General features: G+C 63.5%; 19 protein-coding genes and 1 tRNA gene. 7 read left to right on the top strand and 13 right to left on the bottom strand.

All coding sequences use genetic code 11. The features are described from left to right. Positions 1–8: 8 nt before the first annotated feature. From HPY67_11020 to HPY67_11005, 4 genes are all read right to left on the bottom strand, one after another. Complete coding sequence (locus HPY67_11020) at positions 9–641, bottom strand: hypothetical protein (GenBank protein ID NPV05250.1); 633 nt, start codon at positions 639–641, stop codon at positions 9–11. 18 nt (positions 642–659) lie between these two features. After that, complete coding sequence (locus HPY67_11015; protein NPV05249.1) at positions 660–863, bottom strand: LysM peptidoglycan-binding domain-containing protein; 204 nt, start codon at positions 861–863, stop codon at positions 660–662. A 114-nt stretch (positions 864–977) separates the two neighbouring features. Then, complete coding sequence (locus HPY67_11010; protein NPV05248.1) at positions 978–3,287, bottom strand: cysteine--tRNA ligase; 2,310 nt, start codon at positions 3,285–3,287, stop codon at positions 978–980. A gap of 129 nt (positions 3,288–3,416) precedes the next feature. Next, the gene (locus HPY67_11005) at positions 3,417–3,836 is read right to left on the bottom strand and encodes a DUF1178 family protein (GenBank protein ID NPV05247.1); all 420 of its coding nucleotides are present in this window, start codon (positions 3,834–3,836) and stop codon (positions 3,417–3,419) included. Positions 3,837–3,997: 161 nt separating this feature from the next. Between HPY67_11005 and HPY67_11000 the strand changes: the two genes are divergently transcribed. Further along, positions 3,998–4,074 (top strand) — tRNA-Pro (locus HPY67_11000). Positions 4,075–4,274: 200 nt separating this feature from the next. Here the strand turns inward: HPY67_11000 and HPY67_10995 are convergent. From HPY67_10995 to HPY67_10955, 9 genes are all read right to left on the bottom strand, one after another. Next, positions 4,275–5,480 carry a type II secretion system F family protein gene (locus HPY67_10995; protein ID NPV05246.1) on the bottom strand — a complete coding sequence of 402 codons (1,206 nt, stop codon included), beginning with the start codon at positions 5,478–5,480 and terminating at the stop codon, positions 4,275–4,277. 351 nt (positions 5,481–5,831) lie between these two features. Further along, positions 5,832–6,569 (bottom strand): 23S rRNA (guanosine(2251)-2'-O)-methyltransferase RlmB, encoded by a 738-nt coding sequence (gene rlmB, locus HPY67_10990; GenBank protein ID NPV05245.1) that lies wholly within the window; start codon positions 6,567–6,569, stop codon positions 5,832–5,834. A 143-nt stretch (positions 6,570–6,712) separates the two neighbouring features. Then, a complete protein-coding gene (pyrF, locus tag HPY67_10985) occupies positions 6,713–7,465 on the bottom strand; it encodes an orotidine-5'-phosphate decarboxylase (GenBank protein NPV05244.1) in 753 nt (250 codons plus the stop codon). Then, entirely contained in the window at positions 7,452–7,724 is a 273-nt protein-coding gene (locus tag HPY67_10980) for a DNA-directed RNA polymerase subunit omega (protein ID NPV05243.1), read from the bottom strand. Before HPY67_10980 ends, pyrF begins: the two co-directional genes overlap by 14 nt. A gap of 2 nt (positions 7,725–7,726) precedes the next feature. After that, positions 7,727–8,359, bottom strand: coding sequence for a guanylate kinase (gene gmk / locus HPY67_10975; protein NPV05242.1), 633 nt, complete (start codon positions 8,357–8,359; stop codon positions 7,727–7,729). Further along, complete coding sequence (locus HPY67_10970; protein NPV05241.1) at positions 8,349–9,230, bottom strand: YicC family protein; 882 nt, start codon at positions 9,228–9,230, stop codon at positions 8,349–8,351. Before HPY67_10970 ends, gmk begins: the two co-directional genes overlap by 11 nt. A gap of 74 nt (positions 9,231–9,304) precedes the next feature. Further along, positions 9,305–9,838 carry a DUF4416 family protein gene (locus HPY67_10965; protein NPV05240.1) on the bottom strand — a complete coding sequence of 178 codons (534 nt, stop codon included), beginning with the start codon at positions 9,836–9,838 and terminating at the stop codon, positions 9,305–9,307. Between the two features lie 143 nt (positions 9,839–9,981). Continuing rightward, positions 9,982–10,995, bottom strand: a complete 1,014-nt coding sequence (gene rfaE1 / locus HPY67_10960) for a D-glycero-beta-D-manno-heptose-7-phosphate kinase (protein NPV05239.1) — start codon at positions 10,993–10,995, stop codon at positions 9,982–9,984. A gap of 158 nt (positions 10,996–11,153) precedes the next feature. Further along, on the bottom strand, positions 11,154–12,089 hold the full coding sequence (locus HPY67_10955; protein ID NPV05238.1) for an SDR family oxidoreductase: 936 nt from the start codon (positions 12,087–12,089) through the stop codon (positions 11,154–11,156). Between the two features lie 258 nt (positions 12,090–12,347). On the opposite strand from HPY67_10955, the gene lysS reads away from it, so the two are divergent. The 6 genes from lysS (at position 12,348) to lpxD (ending at position 20,347) form a co-directional block, all read left to right on the top strand. Next, on the top strand, positions 12,348–13,865 hold the full coding sequence (gene lysS / locus HPY67_10950) for a lysine--tRNA ligase (protein ID NPV05237.1): 1,518 nt from the start codon (positions 12,348–12,350) through the stop codon (positions 13,863–13,865). Positions 13,866–14,005: 140 nt separating this feature from the next. Continuing rightward, positions 14,006–15,283, top strand: coding sequence for a lipoprotein-releasing ABC transporter permease subunit (locus HPY67_10945; protein ID NPV05236.1), 1,278 nt, complete (start codon positions 14,006–14,008; stop codon positions 15,281–15,283). Continuing rightward, on the top strand, positions 15,276–15,965 hold the full coding sequence (locus HPY67_10940; protein NPV05235.1) for an ABC transporter ATP-binding protein: 690 nt from the start codon (positions 15,276–15,278) through the stop codon (positions 15,963–15,965). The genes HPY67_10945 and HPY67_10940 overlap by 8 nt, the downstream gene beginning before the upstream one ends. Before the next feature lies 1 nt (position 15,966). Continuing rightward, complete coding sequence (gene bamA, locus HPY67_10935; GenBank protein NPV05234.1) at positions 15,967–18,615, top strand: outer membrane protein assembly factor BamA; 2,649 nt, start codon at positions 15,967–15,969, stop codon at positions 18,613–18,615. 104 nt (positions 18,616–18,719) lie between these two features. Then, positions 18,720–19,277, top strand: coding sequence for an OmpH family outer membrane protein (locus tag HPY67_10930; GenBank protein NPV05233.1), 558 nt, complete (start codon positions 18,720–18,722; stop codon positions 19,275–19,277). Positions 19,278–19,300: 23 nt separating this feature from the next. Beyond that, a complete protein-coding gene (gene lpxD / locus HPY67_10925; protein ID NPV05232.1) occupies positions 19,301–20,347 on the top strand; it encodes a UDP-3-O-(3-hydroxymyristoyl)glucosamine N-acyltransferase in 1,047 nt (348 codons plus the stop codon). Positions 20,348–20,356 lie beyond the last annotated feature (9 nt).

The following is a 20,356-nucleotide window of genomic DNA, read 5'->3' as shown; positions in this document are numbered from 1 at the left end:
ACCCAGTGTCACCCCTTGGGCGCAGCCGCGGGCGCCGGAGCGGGAGCGGCCGCCGCCGGGACCTCCATGCCGAGGGCCGTCATCACCGCCGCGGCCTTCTCCTTCACGGTCTTTCCCTTGGCCAGCGCGTCGGTCAGGTTGCCGCCGGCAAAGGCCGCCTTTGCGTCTTCCCACATCTTGACCGCTTCCTCGTAGCCGCCCTTGGCCCCCTCGAGCTTCGCCTTGTCGAGATTGGCGGGCAGCTTCTTGCTCTGCGACAGGATGTCGAGCCGGCTCTTGATCGCCTCGAACATCTTGGGCAGACCGCCGCTCATCTCCTCCCAGCTCTTCGCAAGCTCCGCCTTTTTCGCCGAGGCGGCGGCCGCCAGCGCCTTCACCCTGTCGGGGATGACCTTTGCCGTCTCGAGGGCCGCGTCGAAGTTGCCCTTGTCAAAGTTCTCCTTCGCGCCCTTGATCGCATCATCGACGCCCTTGGCCTGATCGGGGATGTACTTCACCACCTCGCCCTTGACTGCATTCCACGACTCCTCGGCCGCCTTGAGCGCCGCGGTCGCCGCCTCCTTGTTGCCCGAGCCGCAGGACACCGCGAACAGCCCGAACACCACGAGCAGAATGGGAAGCCAGAATCTTTTTGCCGTCATTTCCGTTCCTCCTTTTGATCAGGGAATCCGTAATTTCTGTCCGATCTTGATCAGATCGGGGTTCTTGAGAACGTCCTTGTTCGCCTCGAAGATCTTCATGTACAAATTGGGGTCGCCATAGTACTTTTGGGCTATCTTGGACAGTGTCTCCCCCTTTGCCACGACGTGCCACTGCGTGGCATCCCACGCATCGGCGCCCTGCTTTTTCTCCTCGTCCGTCATGCCTTGCTCCCTCCTTTTTGGTTTGACGTGCCGGTTGCCGCCCCGTTCCCACACAGAGGAAATTCTAGTCGAAGCAGGCGGGCGATGCAACAGGAAAGACCCCGCCGCGGCACGCTACTTCTTCTTCCACGCTGTCCCCGTGGGCGTGTCCTTGATCTCCACGCCCATCGCGAGCAGCCGGTCACGGATCTCGTCGGCCTCTTTCCACTTCCGGTTCCGCCTGTGCTCGTTGCGCAAATCGATGAGACGCTGCGCCTCCTCGTCGAGCCGCTCCTCCTCGAAGTCCATGACGGCGAGCACCGAATCGATCGACCGGAGGGCCTCGAGGATCCGGTCTCTCTCCTTCGGGCTGAAGGCATTGCGGGCCAGCGGCGCGCTCACCCGCTTGACGAAGCCGAACAGGACGGCCAGGGCCGCGGAGATGTTCAGGTCATCGTCCATCGCCTCGGCAAACCGGTGCCGCAGGTCGTAGACGTACTGGTCCGTGTCGGGGCACCCCGCGCCGGGCGTGAAGTGAATGAGCCGCTGGACGAACTCGTTGAGCTTCTCGACGGTGTTTCTCGCCGTCTCCATCGCGCCGGGCGAGAAGTTCAACGGCTTGCGGTAGTGCGACGACAGGAGGAAGTAGCGGATCTCGCTGCCCCGGTAGCCCTGGCGGACGAGGTCCGCCACGGTGAGGATGTTGCCCAGCGAGCGCGACATCTTCTTGCCCTCGACCATCACGAGATCCGTGTTGACCCAGTAGTTCGCCGGGGGCCTGCCCGTCAGGGCCTTGCCGATGGCCAGCACGTTCTCGCAGTGCGGGAACACGATGTCGGAGCCGCTGGCGTGGATGTCGAAGGTGTCGCCGAGCATCTTCATGGACAGGGCCGCGCAGGCCAGGTGCCAGCTCGGTCGCACGTTTCCCCAGCGGGTCTTCGTGTAGATCCCCCGCTTGAGCTCCGCCAGCGTCGAGCGCTTGAGCAGCGTGAAATCGACAGGGCTGTCCTTCTCGTACTCGTCGAGATCCGAGGTCTTGCCGGTCTGAACCTTGGCGAGGTCCACGTTGGAGAGCTTGCCGTAGTCCTCGAACTTCGAGATGTCGAAATAGACGGAACGCAGCTTCTCGTAGGCGTAGCCTTTCTCCACGAGCTTCTCCGCGACGGCCAGCATGGCGTCCACGTGTTCCTGCGCGGTCGGGTAGATGACGTCGGGGCCGATCCGCAGCGTGGCGGCCTCGCGCAGGAATTCGCCGAGGGCTCTCTTCGTGAACTCGCCGTGCTCCAGGCCCGCCCGCTCCGACTCGGCGATCGTCTTGTCCGTCAGGTCGACGATGTTGGTCGTGCGCCTGACCCGGTAGCCCTTGAACCCCAGGTACCGGGCGATGAGGTCCGAGACGACGAAGCGCCGGTAGCTGCCCAGGTGGGGAACGAGGTGGATCGAGGGCCCGGAGGTGGTCATCCGGACCTCGTCGGTGCGGAGGGGCTGGAAGAACTCCTTCTGCTTCGTGCGGACGTTGTAGAGCCGCAGCGTCGACTTCTCCTTGTCGGCGAAGAGCTCCGTCGAGAGATAGCGCTCGGCGCTGTCGGGCAGGATGACGACGATGAGACCCTCGTCGAGCTCCTTCGCCTTCTCGACGGCCACGTGCATGGCCGCCCCGCAGCTCATCCCGGCGAAAATCCCCTCCTCGCGCAGCAGCCTGCGGGCCATCTCGAAGGCGTCCTCGTCGAGGATGTGCACCGTCTCATCGAGGCGGCCCCGGTCGAAGATGCCCGGGCGGTAAGACTCCTTCATGTTCTTGAGACCCTGGATCTTGTGGCCCATGTAGGGCTCGACGCCGACGATCCGGATGGCGGGGTTGTATTCCTTGAGGCGCATCGCGCAGCCCATGGCCGTGCCCGACGTGCCCAGGGTGGCCACGAGCATCGTGACCTTGCCCTCGGTCTGCTCCCAGATCTCCACGGCCGTGCCGTGGTAGTGGGCCGCGAAATTGTCGGGGTTGTTGAATTGATCGACCAGGAAGTATTTCCCGGGGTTGGCGCGCATCAGCTCGTAGGCCTCCTCGATGGCGCCGTCGGTGCCCAAAGCGGCGGGGGTGAAGCGGAGCTCCGCGCCGAGAGCCTTGAGGATCTTCTTGCGTTCCTCGCTGGCCGCCTCGGAGAGGGTGAGGCACAGCCGGTAGCCCTTGGCGGCGGCCACCAGGGCGAGCCCGATCCCCGTGTTGCCGCTCGTCGCCTCGAGGATGATCTTGTCGCGCGTGAGCTCGCCCCGCTCCTCGGCACGCTCGATCATGTACAGGGCGGGCCGGTCTTTCACGGACCCCCCGGGGTTGAAGCTCTCGAGCTTGGCGAAGATTTTGACGTTGGGGTTGGGGTTAAGCTTCCGGATCTCGACGAGAGGCGTGTTGCCGATCGTCTCGAGAATCCCTTCGAATCGTCCCTTCATGGCCTCCTCTATGAAAAAAGCGAAGGTAAGAAGTTGAGAAGGTGAGAAGATTGGAAAAACCGCCAGTGTCCTTCCGCGCCTTATCTTCTTACCTTCTTACCCTCTTACCTTCTTCCCTGCAAAGCGGCGCTAGCTGTCGAACTTGGGCACGGGTATCTTCATGAATTCCACGCCCTCCTCGCGCAGCGTCTCCTCCTCCTTGTCCGTCGTGACCCCCCGGATGTTGCGCCTCTTTTCCTCACCCCGGTGGATCTTCAGGGCCACCTCGGCAAAGCGGCTGCCCACGTCGTCGAAATTCTTCATCACAAAATCGTTGATCATCTCCAGCATCTTCATCGGGGAGACGTCGGCCAGATTCGCCTTGCGCTCCTTGAGTTCGCGGCTTCTGCCCATGACGGCGATCGAGGAGGGAAGCATGGCCACGTCCGAACTCCCGCAGATGGGACAGGTGATCAGTTTCCCCGCCTTCTGCTCCTCGAAGGCGGCCAGGTCCTTGAACCAGCCCTCGAACTTGTGTTTCTTGTCACAGGTCAGATCGTAGATGATCACGGCAACGTTCCTCTTGCGCGCCCTTCCCGGGGACCGGTGTCGGTGCCCATCCGGACGGGTTCGCCGGGGCGCGGTCCGACAGGCCTTTTCATCGGCTCCTATGAGCTTTAGTAGCAAAAAATGATGGACTTTTAAAGACAAATTATATATCGTGTCGGCGTCGGGATGTGGCCCAGCCTGGTAGGGCACTGCGTTCGGGACGCAGGAGTCGCGCGTTCGAATCGCGCCATCCCGACCATTTTTCGCCCATGCAAAAGCCCCGGCTCCTGATGGAGTCCGGGGCTTTCCTCTTGCTTACTGGATTCCTCTTCCAGGCCGGTCAGAAATGCCCGGATGCAAGGCAGCCGAGATCCCGAGGACTGAGGCGTACTTTGTCCGTACGCCGCAGGGACGAGGGATGAGGCAACGCCGCAGACGGGCGTTTATCATCCGGCCTGCCTAGCCGACGATGGAGCCGATCTGGAATATCGGCAAGTACATCGCCACGATCATCCCGCCGACGACGCCGCCGAGGAAAACCATGAGCATGGGCTCGAGCATGGACGTCATGGCGTTGACGGCCGTCTCCACCTCGTCGTCGTAGAAGTCGGCGATCTTGCTCAGCATGGAGTCGAGCGACCCCGTCGCCTCGCCGACGGCGATCATCTGCACCACCATGGGCGGGAAGACGGACGTGGCCGCCAGGGGCTCGGCGATCGTCTTTCCCTCGCTGATGTTCTTCCGGGTCTCCATGAGGGCCTTCTCGACGATCTTGTTGCCGGCCGTCCGGCTCACGATCTCGAGCCCGTCGAGGATGGGCACGCCGCTGGAGATCATGGTGGAGAGGGTGCGCGTGAACTTCGCGATGGCGACCTTCCGCATCAGGGGCCCGATCACGGGGGGCTTGAGGATCATGCGGTCGAACAGGCCGCGCCCGCGGTCGGTCTGGTAGAATTTGACGAGGGCCGCGATCGCCACAACGATCGCGCCGACGATGTAGAGGGCATTGCTCGTGATGAAGTTGCTCAGGTCGATGAGAAATTGCGTCAGGAACGGCAGCTCCCGGCCCATGCCCGAGAAGATGCCCTGGAAGACGGGCACGACCTTGACGAGCAGCAGGGTGATGACGGCGACCGAAACGAACAGGACGACGGCGGGATAGGTCATGGCGCCCTTGACCTTCCGCTTGAGCTTCATGGCCTTTTCCAGGTAGGTGGCCAGGCGGTTCAGGATCGTGTCCAGGATACCGCCGGCCTCGCCCGCGGCGATCATGTTGATGAACAGATCGTCGAAGACCTTGGGGTACTTCTTCAGGGCGTCGGTGAGGGTGGAGCCGCCCTCGATATCCTCCTTGATGTTGCGGATGATCCGGGCAAAGGCCTTGTTCTGCTCCTGGCTCGCCAGGATGTCGAGGCACTGGATGAGCGGCAGTCCCGCGCTGATCATCGTGGAGAACTGGCGCGAGAAGATGACGACATCCTTGGCCTTGACGCTCCCCCGGAACGGGATCATCTCCAGGAGGTCCTTGGGCTTCTCCTTCACTTTCGTGGGCTTGAGGCCCTGCCGCCGGAGCTGCGTGCGGACGGCCGCCTCGTTGAGGGCCTCCGTCTCGCCTTTTTTCATCTCGCCTCCCCGCCCCTGGGCTACCCAGACATAGACTGCCATGTTCCTTCTCCTCGGTTGACCTGCTTTTCCGTCAGGATATTCGTGAGATCCAGTTCCGAACCGGGTCCCGGAAACGGGACCGCCGCGCGCGTGCCCGTGCTTTTCTTATCATCGGCAACCCGCCGGATTTCTTTATCACGGCGCGCCGGTCTTCGCGCAATCGCGGGCATGTGACGGAAAGTAAAGCAAAATCGGTGCCATGGATTGGAGAGGGGCAGGCCTCATGCAGAGGGTAAGAGGGTTTGAAGGTAAGAAGGTCGGAGAATCGGAGCACAAGCGTTGGTCAAGGGCTCATCCAACGTTCTTACCCTCTCACCTTCTTCCCTTCTTTAGCGCGTCATGAATACCCGGTCAACGGGGACCGGACTGGCGGCGGATCTCGTGCAGGAGGATCCCGGCGGCGACGGAGACGTTCAGGGAATCGACCTTGCCGAAGAGAGGGATGGAAAGAAGGATGTCGCAGTGCTTGCGAACCAGCGGCCTGATGCCCCTGCCCTCGCTTCCCATCACGAGGCCGATATCTCCCTCGAAGCGCGCCGAGACGAGGTCGGTGTCCGCGGCGGCATCGGCCCCGTAGATCCAAAACCCCCTTTCCTTGAGGAATTCGATGGCCTGGGTGAGGTTGACGACCCGGGCAACCGGCAGGTGGCCGGCAGCGCCGGCCGAGGCCTTGAGGACGGCGGGGGTAATGCCGGCGGCCCGGTCCCGCGGGATCACCACGCCGTTTGCGCCGAAACAGTGGGCCGACCGGATAAGGGAGCCAAGGTTCCGGGGGTCCTCGATGCCGTCGAGCAGCAGGACAAGGCTGCCATGGAAGGCCGGGTGGCGGTTGGCGACGATGTCGTCGAGGGTCGCATAGACAAACTCCCCGCACAGGCACAGCACGCCCTGGTGGGCGTCGGTGCCTGCCTGGCGCTCGATATCGTCCCGGCGCCGGAATTCGACCGCGATCCCCCGGGCCGCGGCAAGCTCGAGGATTCTCTTCACGTCCCCGCCGCGGCGGCCCTCGGCGACGACGATCTTGCGGATGTCGCCGGCCTTGCTTTGAAGGGTCTCCAGGACGGGGTGGATGCCGTAGATGACTTGCATGGCCGAAGGATTCTCGACGATGATCCCTTGCCGCAGCGGCGTGCCGATCCGGCTTGCCGCCGGCTCCGGGCAAAGGGCTGATGGCGAATCCGGAGTGTGCGGCCCCGCAGGAGCCGCGACGAAACGGACGAGGTCGGCCCGTTTTATTTCCGATCGGCAAGCCCCAGGGCGATCTCCTCGACGATCCGGTCGGCCGCCCCGGCGGGGTCCTTGGCCAGGCGGATGGGCCGTCCCACGACGATGTAGTCGGCGCCGTTGCGGATCGCCTCGCGGGGGGTGTCGACCCGCTTTTGATCGTCCCTCTCCACCTCGTCCCCGGCCAGGCGTATCCCGGGCGTCACGATCGCGAAGTCCGGCCCGCAGGCCTCGCGGATGGAAAGGATGTCCTGGGGGGAAGCCACGACTCCCCCCATGCCGGCCCGGCAGGCCGCCGCGGCCAGGTGGGCCGCCAGCGCCTGGGTGGACTGCCGGAATCCCAGCTCGGAGAGGTCGCGGTCGTTGAGGCTGGTGAGTACCGTGACCGCCAGGACCAGCGGCATCGGGGCGCCCGTCTCCCGGGCCGCCTTCTGCGCCGCCTGGACGGTCTTCTCCATCATCTCCCTGCCGCCGAGGGCGTGGAGGTTGAACATGGCCACCCCGAGCCTGACGGCTCCCTCGGCGGCCTTGGCGACCGTGTTGGGGATGTCATGGAACTTGAGATCGAGAAAGACCCGGCCCCCGAGGCCCTGGATGCGCCGCACGATCTCGGGGCCGAAGTGCGTGAAGGCCTCCTTGCCGATCTTGTAGACCCCAACGTGGCCGCGCAGGCGCTCGACCCACTGCAGGATCTCGTCAATGCCGTCCCCCATGTCGAGGGCGAAGATCAGGCGCGATCGCGCATCGCTACTCGGAGTCATCCTCGTCCCCGATGAACCCCATGTCGTCGCCGATCTGCCGTGCCTGCTCCTCGACCTTGTCGAGCAGCTCCGGATGGGCGTATCGCACCTTGCCCGCCGCGATCTCGCGAAGCGCCGTGACCACGGGCTTGTTGTCCCGGTCTTCCACCAGGGGCTTCGCCCCCTTGAGCAGCTGGCGGGTCCGCTGGCCCGCAAGGATCACGAGGGCAAAGCGGTTTCTCGCGTTTTTCAGTGCATCCTCAACGGTTACTCTGGCCATATTCACACACCTCCGGATCGATCGAAGAACGGTTTTATCTTTTCCATCATGCGTTCGCGCCTGCACGTCGCCGCGAGGTAAACGGCCCGCAGGCGGTCGATGGCCGCATCCAGCTCATCGTTCACGATAATATAATCATACCACACGATCTCTCGAATCTCACGGATCGCGTTGTCGAACCGCCGCCGGATCGTCTCCTCGGTCTCCGAGCCCCGGGCCCTGAGGCGCCGCTCGAGCTCCTCGATCGAGGGCGGAACGATGAAGACGAAAATGCCGCCCGGCCATGCCCTCTTCAGCGCCCGGGCCCCGCGGGTGTCCACGTCCAGCAGCAGGTCGTGCCCCTTCAGGGCTTCCTCCATGGCCTTGCGCGAGGTCCCGTAGAGCTGACCGTAATTCTCGGCCCACTCGATCAGGTCGCCGCGCCGGATCCGCTCGCGGAACTCGGCCTCGGAGACGAAATGGTAATCCTCGCCGTCCACCTCCGAAGGCCGGGGCGGCCGGGTCGTCAGGGACACGGAGAAACGGAGCCGGGGGAACATCGCGAGCAGCGCCTTGCAGACGGAGGTCTTGCCCGACCCCGAGGGGCCCGTCACCGCAATGAAGATCCCTTCCGTGGGCGCCTGCTCACTCGACATTCAGGGCCTGCTCCCGCATCTTGGCCAGTTCGCTCTTGAGTTCGATGACGTCCTGCGCGATCGCGATGTCGTTGCTCTTTGAGCCCAGCGTGTTCACCTCGCGGCCCATCTCCTGGAGCAGGAAGTCAAGCTTCCGCCCGATCGCCTCACCGCTCCGGAGGAGCTTCTCCATCTGGCCGACGTGGCTCTCGAAGCGCACGATCTCCTCGGTGATGTCGCTCTTCTCCGCCAGCAGGGCCACTTCCTGGCTCAAGCGCGCGGGGTCCATCTCGAGCCCCTCCGTCAGCTCCCGGATCCTCTCCTGGAGGCGCTGCTTGTACTCCAGGACGGTCCGGGGCGCCCGGGCCTTGGCCGACTCCATGTGGCGCCGCAGGGTGCCGAGCCTCGCCAGGAAATCCTTCTGGAGGGTCTCGCCCTCCGCCCGGCGCATCCGGATGAGGGCATCGAGGGCCTCATCCAGGGTTTTCTGGAGTGTCCCCCAGGCCGCCGCCGGGTCGAAGCGCGTCTCCGAGGGCACGAAGATCTCCTTGAACCGCACCAGGGTCTTCAGCTCGATCGTGTCCTGGAGTCCCAGCTCTTCCTTGATCTTGAGGAGAAGCGAGTGGTAGTTCCGGAGCAGCGGCGCGTTCAGGCTGTACTGGACGCCGCTGTCGCCGCCGGCTTCCGCGTCGGCCTGAACGCTCACCTCGATGCGGCCCCGGAAAATCCGTTCGCCGACCCGTTTCTTGATGTCCACCTCCAGGGAGGACAGCGCGTTGGGCAGGCGGGTGATGATCTCGATGTAGCGGTGGTTGAGCGACTTGATCTCGATGATCCACTTGCGCCCTTCGATGAGCGCCTCCGCCCTGCCGTAACCGGTCATGCTGAGCATGGTTGAACTCCTGGCTGAAGGCAAAGGGCAAAGGGTTGAAGAATGAATACTCCTGTCCCCTTCGCCTTTACCCTTTAGCCTTTTGCCTCCTTTAATTGAATCACATACCTTCGACGCAGCGCGTTGAGCATCGCGATCGTCCGCTCCGCACGGTAGTCCGGGTACGTCCATTCCAGCGGCCGGAAGGTCTCCTTCCGGTACTCGAGTGTCAGGTCCGCATAGATGCCCCGGCCTATGTAGGGCCGGTGGGAGTAGCCTTTCCCGGTGGCCAGGATGAGGTGCTGCCTGGCCAGGTAACCGGGGTCGATGTTGACCCTCCGGGCCCCGCCCTCCGCAAACCTCTCCTCGAGGGCATTCGTGCAGAGCTTGACGGCGGGCAGCTCTTCGGGGCGGATCAGCCGTTCGAAGGTCACAAACCGCCGGATGAGCCCCGCGCCCATCTCCGTGGTGTAATAGTCCGTGTACTCGAAGGGAAGGACCTCGCTCACGAAGTCCGGATCCCCGGACGTCGCCGCGAGCGCCCTGACCACCTCCGCCAACCGGTCCCGGTCGGCGGCGATGACGCTGACGAACAATTTCACCGGGTCGGGCTCTCTCGGCGTGCTCATCGATCAACTCATTGGGCCGGTACGTTTCCCCTGCGCGCTGACCGGCACGAAGCATGCGGACACATTCATGGAATGATGGAACACTGGAATAGTGGGTCTAAAAAATCAAAAACCCAAGATTCCAGCATTCCACTCCTCCTGCCTTAAACAACGCGCCTCAGCTCCGCCGGCGATACCGTCGCCGTCCCGATCTTGCCCACGACGATCCCGGCCGCCTTGTTGGCCAGGTAGGCCGCCTCGCGGAACGTGGCCCCGGAGGCCAGCGAAAGGGCAAAGACCCCGATGGCCGTGTCCCCCGCGCCGGTCACGTCGAAGACCTCCCTGGCCTCGGCGGGAATATGCACATCCCTCCCTCCGCGCTCGAAGAGGTCCATCCCCGCCTCGCCGCGCGTGATGAGCACCGCCCGGAAGCCGAACCGCCTCAAGATCTCCCGCCCGATCCGGGCGATCTCGGCGCGGCGGCCCTCGTTGAGCTCGTGCGTGTTCTCCACCCCCACGGCGCGACCCGCCTCGTGATGGTTCGGCGTGATGACGTCGAAATCCCTGTACACGGAGAAATCGTTGCGCTTCGGGTCCACGCAAACAGGGATCGGGCGTCCCGCAACGGCCCGGCGGATCCCGTCCAGGAGACGATCCGTCACGATCCCCTTGTTGTAGTCGGAGATCACGATAGCCTGCAGCCCGTCGAGGGCGGACGTGACATACCGGACGATACGGTCGGCGCTCTCGGGCCGGACCCCGTACCGGCTTTCCCGGTCGTATCGGACCATCTGCTGCCCGTGGGCGACGATCCGTGTCTTGACCGTCGTGGGCCGCTCGCCTTCCTGGACGAGCCCGCCCGTGTCGACGTCCATCTGCTGCAGCCTCGCCTTGAGCCAGTCCCCCATCGCGTCGGAGCCGATGACCCCCGCGACGGCGACGCTGCCCCCCATGGCGTGGATGTTGCTCACCACGTTGCCGGAGCCTCCCATCATGAGGTTTTCCTTCGTCACCTCGACGACGGGGACCGGCGCCTCGGGCGAGATCCGGGAGACCTTGCCCCAGATGAAGTGATCCACCATGAGATCGCCGACGACGAGCACCCGCGCGGCGGGGTATTTCCCGATGATCTCCAGGGCCCGCCTGCGGCTGACGGGCCTCTTCAGGGTCTTTTCCACGTCCTTTTCGACGCTCCTTAAAAGCTTCCTCACCCGTTACAGAACAGAGGGTAAGAAGGTGAGAAAGTGAGAAGGTTGGAGAAGCAGTGCGTAGTTACCCGGCTGACGGCTTATCCAACCTTCTTACCCTCTTACCCTCTCACCTTCTCCACTTTTGTCTACGCCACCTTGCTCCGGAAGTACGGCAGCACTCGCCGGAGTCCCTCGTCCAGCGTCACCCGGGGCTCCCAGCCCAGGAGCGCCCTCGCCTTCGCGATATCGGGCTGCCTGACCTTCGGGTCGTCCTCGGGCAGCTCCCGGTGCACGATCCCGCTCTTCGACCCGGTCACCGCCAGCACCCGCCGGGCCAGCTCGAGCAGGGTGATCTCGTCCGGGTTGCCCAGGTTGACCGGGTAGGCCTCCTCGGCATACAGGAGGCGGTAAATTCCGTCGACCAGGTCGTCGACGTAGCAGAAACTGCGTGTCTGCGTGCCGTCGCCGAAGACGGTCAGATCCTCCCCCCTGAGGCTCTGGCCCATGAACGCGGGCAGCGCCCTCCCGTCGTGCAGCCGCATGCGAGGGCCGTAGGTGTTGAAGATCCTCACGATACGGACCTGGACACCGTGGTAGCGGTGGTAGGCCATCGTCATGGCCTCGGCGAACCGCTTCGCCTCGTCGTAGACGCCCCGCGGTCCCACGGGGTTGACGTTCCCCCAGTAATCCTCGCTCTGGGGGTTGACCAGAGGGTCCCCGTAGCACTCCGACGTGGATGCCAGGAGGAACCGGGCCCCCTTGGCCTTTGCCAGCCCGAGGGCCTTGTGCGTGCCCAGGGAACCCACCTTCAGGGTCTGGATGGGCATTTTCAGGTAATCGACCGGGCTTGCAGGCGAGGCAAAGTGCAGGATGTTGTGGAGCGGCCCGTCGACGTGCAGGTAATTGGTCACGTCGTAGTGGATGAAACGGAACCGCTTGTGTCCCAGAAGATGGGAGATGTTCTCCATGTCCCCGGTCAGGAGGTTGTCGATGCAGATGACCTCATGACCTTTTTCAATCAGGAAATCGCACAGGTGGCTTCCAAGAAAGCCCGCCCCGCCGGTGATCAGTGTCCGTTCCATAGGGCCGTGCAGCAACCTTCCCCCTGACGTCACGCTCAAAGGAGTGGAATGCTATTACCAGATGCCCGTTTTGTCAATGTTTTTCTGCCTTGCGCCCTCTCACGGACGGCCGTCCGCGGCACCCAGAGGGCTCACGCCGGTCTCATCGCGCCCAAATCATCCTTGACAGAGAAGCAAAAAAAATATAGTGAAATTCACTTTGTCGCTGCGTGAAGACCATAAAAACCGACTGAGGCTCGGCACTTACGGGGACGGACGATGGAAGACAGTGATCTCTTGAGGGTCAGAAGGGAGAAAATCGAGGCGCTCGCCGCCTCGGGCGTGGAAGCATACCCCAACGATGTAAAGGTGACCCACCTCTCTTCGCAGCTTCACGAGGCCTTCGGTCAGATGGACAACGAGGCGCTGGAAAAGGTCGCCGAGCGCTTTTCCGTGGCCGGGCGGATCATGGCGATCCGGAGTTTCGGCAAGGGGGCCTTCGTCGCCCTGCAAGACCGCAAGGGAAGGATCCAGGGCTTCATCCGAAAGGACAGGGTCGGGGAGGAGGCCTTCGCCCTGTTCAAGACCCTGGACGTGGGCGACATCATCCACATGACCGGCCGGGTCATCAAGACCCGCACGGGGGAGCTCACGATCGAGGCCGAGGGGCTGCGTCTTCTCACCAAGTGTCTTCGGCCCCTGCCCGAGAAGTGGCACGGTCTCACCGACGTGGAGATCCGCTACCGCCGGCGCTATCTCGACCTGATCGTCAACCCGAAGGTCAGGGAGGTCTTCGAGGCGAGAAGCCGCATCATCCGGTTCATCCGCACGTTCCTGCACGACCGGGACTTTCTCGAGGTGGAGACGCCCATGATGCAGCCCATGGCGGGGGGGGCCATGGCGAAACCCTTCAAGACTCATCACAACGCCCTGGGACAGGACCTCTACCTGCGGATCGCGCCGGAGCTGTACCTCAAGCGCCTCGTCGTGGGCGGGCTGGAGAGGGTCTTCGAGCTCAACCGGAATTTCCGCAACGAGGGGGTCTCGACCCTGCACAACCCCGAGTTCACCATGATGGAATTCTACATGGCCTACGCCACCTACGAGGACCTCATGACGCTCACCGAGGAGATGCTCACCTCGCTCGTCCGTGAACTGTTCGGGACCCTCACGATCAACTACCAGGGGACGCAATTGGACTTCACGCCCCCATGGCGCCGGGTGAGCGTCCGGGAGGCACTCGTTCAATACGCCGGCCTGGACCCCACGGCCCTGGAAGACCGGCAGGCTGCCCTCCGGGAGGCCGAAAAGCGGGGCATCCTCTTCGAGGACCGGGAACCTCTCGGGAAGATCCTCATGGGGATCTTCGACGAGGCGGTGGAGGAAAAGCTCGTCCAACCAACCTTCGTCACCCACTACCCCCTGGAGGTCTCGCCGCTATCGAGAAAGAACAGCAAGGACCCCGGGATCGTTGACCGATTCGAACTCTACATCCACGGCCGGGAGATCGCCAACGCCTTCTCCGAGCTCAACGATCCGGCGGACCAGAAGAACCGCTTCCTCATGCAGCTCCGGCAGCGCGAGGCCGGTGACGAGGAGGCCCACGGCATGGACGAGGACTACATCATGGCCCTCGAGTACGGGATGCCGCCGACGGCGGGCGAGGGGATCGGCATCGACCGCCTGGTCATGCTGCTCACCGACTCGCCGTCGATACGGGACGTGATCCTCTTCCCCCACATGCGCCGCCGGGACGCGGGGGAGCAACAGGCAGAAGGTGAGAACGTGGGAGGGTAAGACGGTCGGAAGGCCCGGTCTCGTCAAATTGGCCGGCAGACTGTCCAACCTTCTAACCTTCTTACCCTCTTACCTTCTTCTTCGAAGAAGGTCATATCCCTTGCAAGCGATATAAAGGAAGGGTTACACTCCAGCCCATTATGCCCTACGAACTGTTTGTCAGCCTCCGGTACCTCCGGGCCAAACGGAAACAGGTCTTCGTTTCCATCATCACCTTCATCTCCATGGCGGGGATCCTGCTGGGTGTGGCGGCGCTCATCATCGTGCTGGCCGTCATGAACGGCTTCGAGAAGGAGCTGCGGGACAAGATCCTGGGGATCAACGCCCACATCATCCTCATGGAGTACACGGGCCCCATGAAGGATTACGCGCGCATCCAGCGCGAGATCGCCTCCGTGCCGGGCGTGGTGGCCTCCACGCCGTTCATCTACAGCCAGGCCATGCTGAAACACGACGACAGCGTGAGCGGCATCGTGATGCGGGGCCTCTCGCCCGCGGATGCCCGCGACGTGATCAATTTGGGCCGGATGCTGGAGGGGCGCCTGGAGAACCTCTCCGCCGAGGGGCGCGAGACGATGCGGCTGCCCAAGCCCCTGGCCGACGTCCCCGGCATCGTCCTGGGCAAGGAACTGGCCCGCCACGTGGGGGCCTCCCTCTACGACGCGGTCCACGTGGTGTCGCCCCAGGGGATCGCAACCCCCCTGGGGATGGTGCCCCGGATGAAGAAATTCGTCGTCGTGGGCATCTTCGAGTCGGGTTTCTACGAGTACGACTCGACGCTCGCCTACACGTCACTGGCCGACAGCCAGGAGTTCCTCGGCCTGGGCGACCGGGTCACGGGCCTTGAAATAAAAGTCGATAACATCTATAAGGCAAGGGACATCGCCGGGGCGATCGAGGCGAAGCTGGGCTACCCCGCCTGGGCGAGGGACTGGATGAAGATGAACCGCAACCTCTTTGCGGCCCTCCGGCTCGAGAAGCGGGTCATGTTCATCATCGTGGGGCTCATCGTGCTCGTGGCGGGCTTCAATATCATCTGCACGCTCATCATGGTCGTGATGGAAAAGACCAAGGACATCGCGATCCTGAAATCCATGGGCGCCACGTCGAAGAGCATCATGAAGATCTTCATGCTCCAGGGGGTTATCATCGGGAGCATCGGCACGTTCCTGGGAACCGCGCTGGGGCTCACGGTCGCCTGGAACATCGGGGCCATCACGCGGTCGATCGAGAATCTCTTCGGGTTCAAGATCCTGCCCGGGGACGTCTACTACCTGAGCGAGCTGCCGGCTCTCGTCAACTACGAGGACGTGACGATCATCGTCGCGGGCAGCCTGCTCGTGAGCCTGCTGGCGACGATCTACCCGGCCCGGAACGCCTCCAGGCTTGATCCCGCGGAGGCAATCCGGTATGAGTAAGGCGGCCGGCCGGATCGAGATCCGAAACCTCGGCAAGACCTACACCATGGACGGAGCCCGGATCGAGGCCCTCAAGGGGGTCAGCCTCGACATCGACCGCGGCGACTCGCTCGCCATCCTCGGCGTCTCGGGGGCGGGCAAGAGCACGCTGCTGCACATTCTGGGGACGCTGGACCATCCGACGGAGGGGACGTTCCTCTACGACGGGGTGAGCATCTTCGACTGGAGCGAAAAGAAGCTGGCGGAGTTCCGGAACCGGAAGGTGGGGTTCGTCTTCCAGTTTCACCACCTGCTGCCGGAGTTCACGAGCCTCGAGAACACGATGATGCCCGCGCTCATCGCCGGCCTGACACGCAGCGAGGCGCGCCGGAAGGCCGAGGCCATCCTCGACGAGGTGGGGCTCACGGAACGAAGGGCCCACAAGCCCGGTGAGCTCTCGGGGGGCGAGCAGCAGAGAGTCGCCGTGGCGCGGGCCCTCGTCATGGAGCCCGAGATGCTGCTGGCCGACGAGCCCACGGGCAACCTCGACACGGAAACGGGGTCGAAGATCCACGAGATGCTCGTGCAGCTGAACAGGACCCGGGGGATCACGCTCGTCGTGGTCACCCACAACCAGACGCTCGCAGACCGCATGTCGCGCTGCATCGGCCTGCGCGACGGCCGGATCGTGAAGGGTAAGTGACATGACCGCAAACGGAAAACCACGCGTGCTGATCCTGCTTGCCATCCTGGCCTGCATCTCCCTTGCGCCCCTGGAGGCCGCCGCGCAGCGCGTGGCCGTCTTCCCCTTCGACATCCACAGCGAGCGGGACGCGACCCTGCTGCGCAACGCCGTCTACAACAGCATGACCCTCGAGCTCGGCAAGATCCGCACGGTCCAGGTCGTCCCGAGGGAGCAGTTCACCGAGCTCATCGGCGGCAGGAAGGCCGACGAGGAGCTCGCGCGGTCCGTGGGGAAGCAGGTCAGGGCCGACTACGTGATCCTCGGGAGCCTCACCCAGTTCGGCAACCGCGTGAGCCTCGACGCCAGGGCCGTCAACGTGGAGACGGGCGCCGTCACGACGGGCCTCTTCGCCCAGGGCGCGGGCATCGAGAACACGGGGGCCTTCGCGGCACAGCTCGCGCGGGAGGTGCTCGCCAGGATCTCGGGCAGGCAGGTCATCGCCCGCGTGGAGCTCTCGGGAAACCGCCGGATCGAGAGCACCGTCATCTACAATGCGCTCAGGAGCGCGAAGGGGAAGATCTTCTCCGAGGATGACCTCTCGGCCGACATCCGGGCCATTTACCGATTGGGCTACTTCAGCGACGTGAAGGCGGACGTGACGGACTCGCCCGACGGCAAGGTGATCACCTTCCTGCTCGACGAGCGGCCCTTCGTCAACGAGATCCGCATCAAGGGCAACCAGGCCCTCTCGTCGGACGACATCCGGGGCGCCCTGTCGTTCAAGGCCAAGCAGGTCTACAACCCCGACAGGATCAAGGCCGACACGGACAAGATCAAGGCCCTTTACGACGACAAGGGGTACTTCAACGCCGAGATCTCCTTCTCGACGGAAAAGGTCCGGGACAGGGAGGTCAACGTCGTCATCGACATCAGGGAAAACGACCTGCTGTACGTCAAGAGCATCGAGTTCGTGGGCAACCAGGCCTTCACGGACAAGGAGCTCAAGAAGCTCATGGAGACGACGGAGTGGGGCATGTTCTCCTGGCTCACGGACTCGGGGCTCCTCAAGAAGGAGAAGCTGCGCGACGGGGTCAACCGGGTGAAGGTCTTCTACATGAACAACGGCTACATCCAGGCGCAGATCGGCGAGCCGGAGATCACCCACGACAAGAAGTGGATCTACGTGAAGATCCCGGTATCCGAGGGCAAGCAGTTCAAGGTCGGCAAGGTGGAGATCACGGGCGACGCGATCTCGGTGCCGAGGCAGGAGCTCCTCGACAGGCTCAGCATCCGGAAGAAGGATTACTACGACCGGGAGGCCATCGCCAAGGACCTCGAGTACCTCACGAGGATGACCCAGAACGACGGCTATGCCTATGCCGAGATCAATCCCCGGACGCAGATCCGCGAGGCCGAGCAGCAGGTCGACGTCGCCTACGACATCAAGAAGGGCGGCCTCGTCTACTTCAACCGGATCAACATCACGGGCAACACGAAGACACGCGACAAGGTCATTCGGCGGCAGCTCGAATTCACCGAGGGGGATCTCTACAACAGCGACAAGATCAAGAACAGCTACGCCCGGCTCAACCGGCTCCGGTATTTTGAGGAAGTCAACTTCCAGACCGCCAAGGGGCCCGAGGAGAACCTGACGGACATCAACATCGGCGTCAAGGAGCGCCCCACGGGTCTTTTCTCCGTCGGCGCGGGCTACAGCGGCCAGACGGGCGCCATGCTCATGGCCCAGATCGCCCAGCAGAACCTCTTCGGCCGGGGCCAGAGCCTGAGCCTCCAGGCGGCCCTGGGGACGGAAAACAACTCCCTCAACCTCTCCTTCACCGAGCCCTACCTCTTCGATTTGCCCCTCTGGATGAAGGCGGATGTCTGGAAGACCTACCGGCAGTTCGACACCTACGACCTCGACACGAAGGGGGTCGGCATCACCTTCGGCTACCCCGTCTGGGGAAGGGTCATGGGATATCTCGGCTACAAGTTCGCGATCAACGACGTGTATAACGTGGCGTCCACGGCATCGCAGACGATCAAGGACCAGGAGGGCGAGACGACCCAGAGCGGCATCATGACGGCCCTTGCCCTTGACACGACCGACGATTCGATCTTCCCGACGACGGGCTCGCGCAACCGCGCGGCCGCCGACTTCTTCGGCGGCATCTTCGGCGGCGACGTCGCTTTCGGGAAATACAACTACTCCTCGCTGTGGTTCTTCCGCGTCCCGCCCTTCGGGGAGGATCTCGTCTTCTCGCCCCGCGCCAGGATCGGCTACATCCAGGCCTTCGAGGGAAGGGAAATCCCCGTCTACGAGCGCTTCATCCTCGGGGGTCTCAACTCCCTTCGCGGCCTGAAGGACATCGGGCCCCGTGACCCCGTGACGAAAGACATCATCGGCGGCACCACCATGCTGGTCTTCAACTTCGAGCTCGTCTTCCCGCTCGTCAAGAACGCCGGCATGAAGGGGGTCGTCTTCTTCGACACAGGAAACGCCTGGGACAACGAGTACGACCTCAGTGACATGCGGAAAACGGCGGGGGCAGGCATTCGATGGTACTCCCCCATCGGGCCGCTGCGCCTCGAGTGGGGATATGTGCTCGACCGCAAGGAGGGGGAGCCGGCCTACCGGTGGGACTTCACCATCGGGTGGTTTATGTAAACAGCAGGCACAAGGCGAAAGGAATGCCGAATACAATCTTGTTTCTCATTGCCGTAAGCCCTTGGCCTTTTGCCTTCAGCCTATTATTTTTCAAGGAGACCAACATGAAAAAGCATCTGACCCTGATCGGCCTTCTGGCCATCGCCGCCGTCTTTGCCCTGTCGGCCACGGAGGCCGCCGCGCAGAAGATCGGATTCATCAACATGCGGACGATCCTCCACGACTCCGATGCGGGAAAGAAAGCATCGGCGGAGTTCAAAAAGGAAGTCGAGAAAAAGAAGGCCGAAATCGCGAAGAAGGAGGAGGAGCTCAAGAAGCTCAAGGACGAGCTCGAGAAGCAGAAGTCCGTGCTCACGGCAGAGGCGTACCGTGACAAGGAGGCGAGCTACCAGACCAAGTTCCGCGACTACCAGCGCATGGTCCAGGATGCCAACGAGGCGCTGGCGCAAAAGGAGCAGGCCTTCACGCAGAAGATGATCCCCGAGATCCTCAAGGTCGTCGAGAAAGTCGGCAAGGAAGGCAAGTACGACGCCATCCTCGATCTCAACAACCCCGTCGTCGTGTACCACGACAAGGAGGACAACCTCACGAAGAAAATCATCGAGGAGTACAACAAGGGCGGCGGCAAGCCCGCCTCGGCACCCGCCAAGGGCAAGAAGTAGACCGGACCGGATCGGTGATTCCCATGGGGAGGACCCTCTCCGAGATCGCAGCGTTTCTCCAGGGATCCGTCGTGGGGGACGGCGCCGTCGAGATCCGCGACATCAAGGGGCTCGACGAGGCGGGCGAGGGGGACCTCACGTTCCTCGCCAACCCCAGGTACCGCAAGAAGGTCGCCTCGACGGCCGCCTCGGCGGTCCTGGTCAAGGCCCCCGTCGAAGGGACGGGGAAGAACTTCCTCGTCGTGAAGGACCCCTACGCGGCGCTCGCCCGGCTGCTCGCCCTCTTCTACCCCGAAGAGCAGGAGTTTCGGGGGGTGAGCCCCGATGCCTTCATCGGTCCAGGGGCCTCCGTGGCGGAGGGGGCCACCGTGTACCCGGGGGCTTACGTGGGCAGGGGGGCGCGGATCGGACAGGGCTCCGTCCTGTATCCCGGTGTTTACCTCGGCCCCGAGGCCTCCGTGGGCGAGGATTCGATCCTGTACCCCAACGTGACGGTCTACCGCCGCTGCATCATCGGCAGCCGCGTGATCCTCCATGCCGGCGTCGTCGTGGGGAGCGACGGGTTCGGGTTTGCCAACCCCGGCATCGAGAACCGCAAGGTCCCCCAGGTGGGGATCGTGCAGATCGACGATGACGTGGAGATTCAGGCCAACACCACGATCGACCGGGGGACCCTGGGGAAGACCTGGATTCAGCGCGGCGCCAAGATCGACAACCTCGTCCAGATCGCGCACAACGTCGTCGTCGGCGAGAACTCGATCGTCGTGGCCCAGGTGGGCATCTCCGGCAGCACCCGGCTGGGCAAGCGGGTCATCATCGGCGGCCAGGCAGGGCTCGTGGGGCACATCCAGGTCGGCGACAACGTCATGATCGCGGCGAGGGCCGGCATCAACAAGGACATCCCCGCCTCGCGCATCATGTCCGGCGCCCCGGCCATGCCCCACCAGGAATGGCTGCGCCTCAACGCCCACATCATGCGCCTGCCGGAGATGCACAGGACCGTCATGGAACTCAAGAAGAGAATAGAAGAGCTGGAAAAAAACGCAAACCCTGAAAAATCGAGGCCGTAAAAGGGGACA

Source organism: Syntrophaceae bacterium, assembly GCA_013177795.1.
GTDB lineage: Bacteria > Desulfobacterota > Syntrophia > Syntrophales > UBA2192 > UBA2192.
This window is presented reverse-complemented; position numbering and strand designations above follow the sequence as displayed.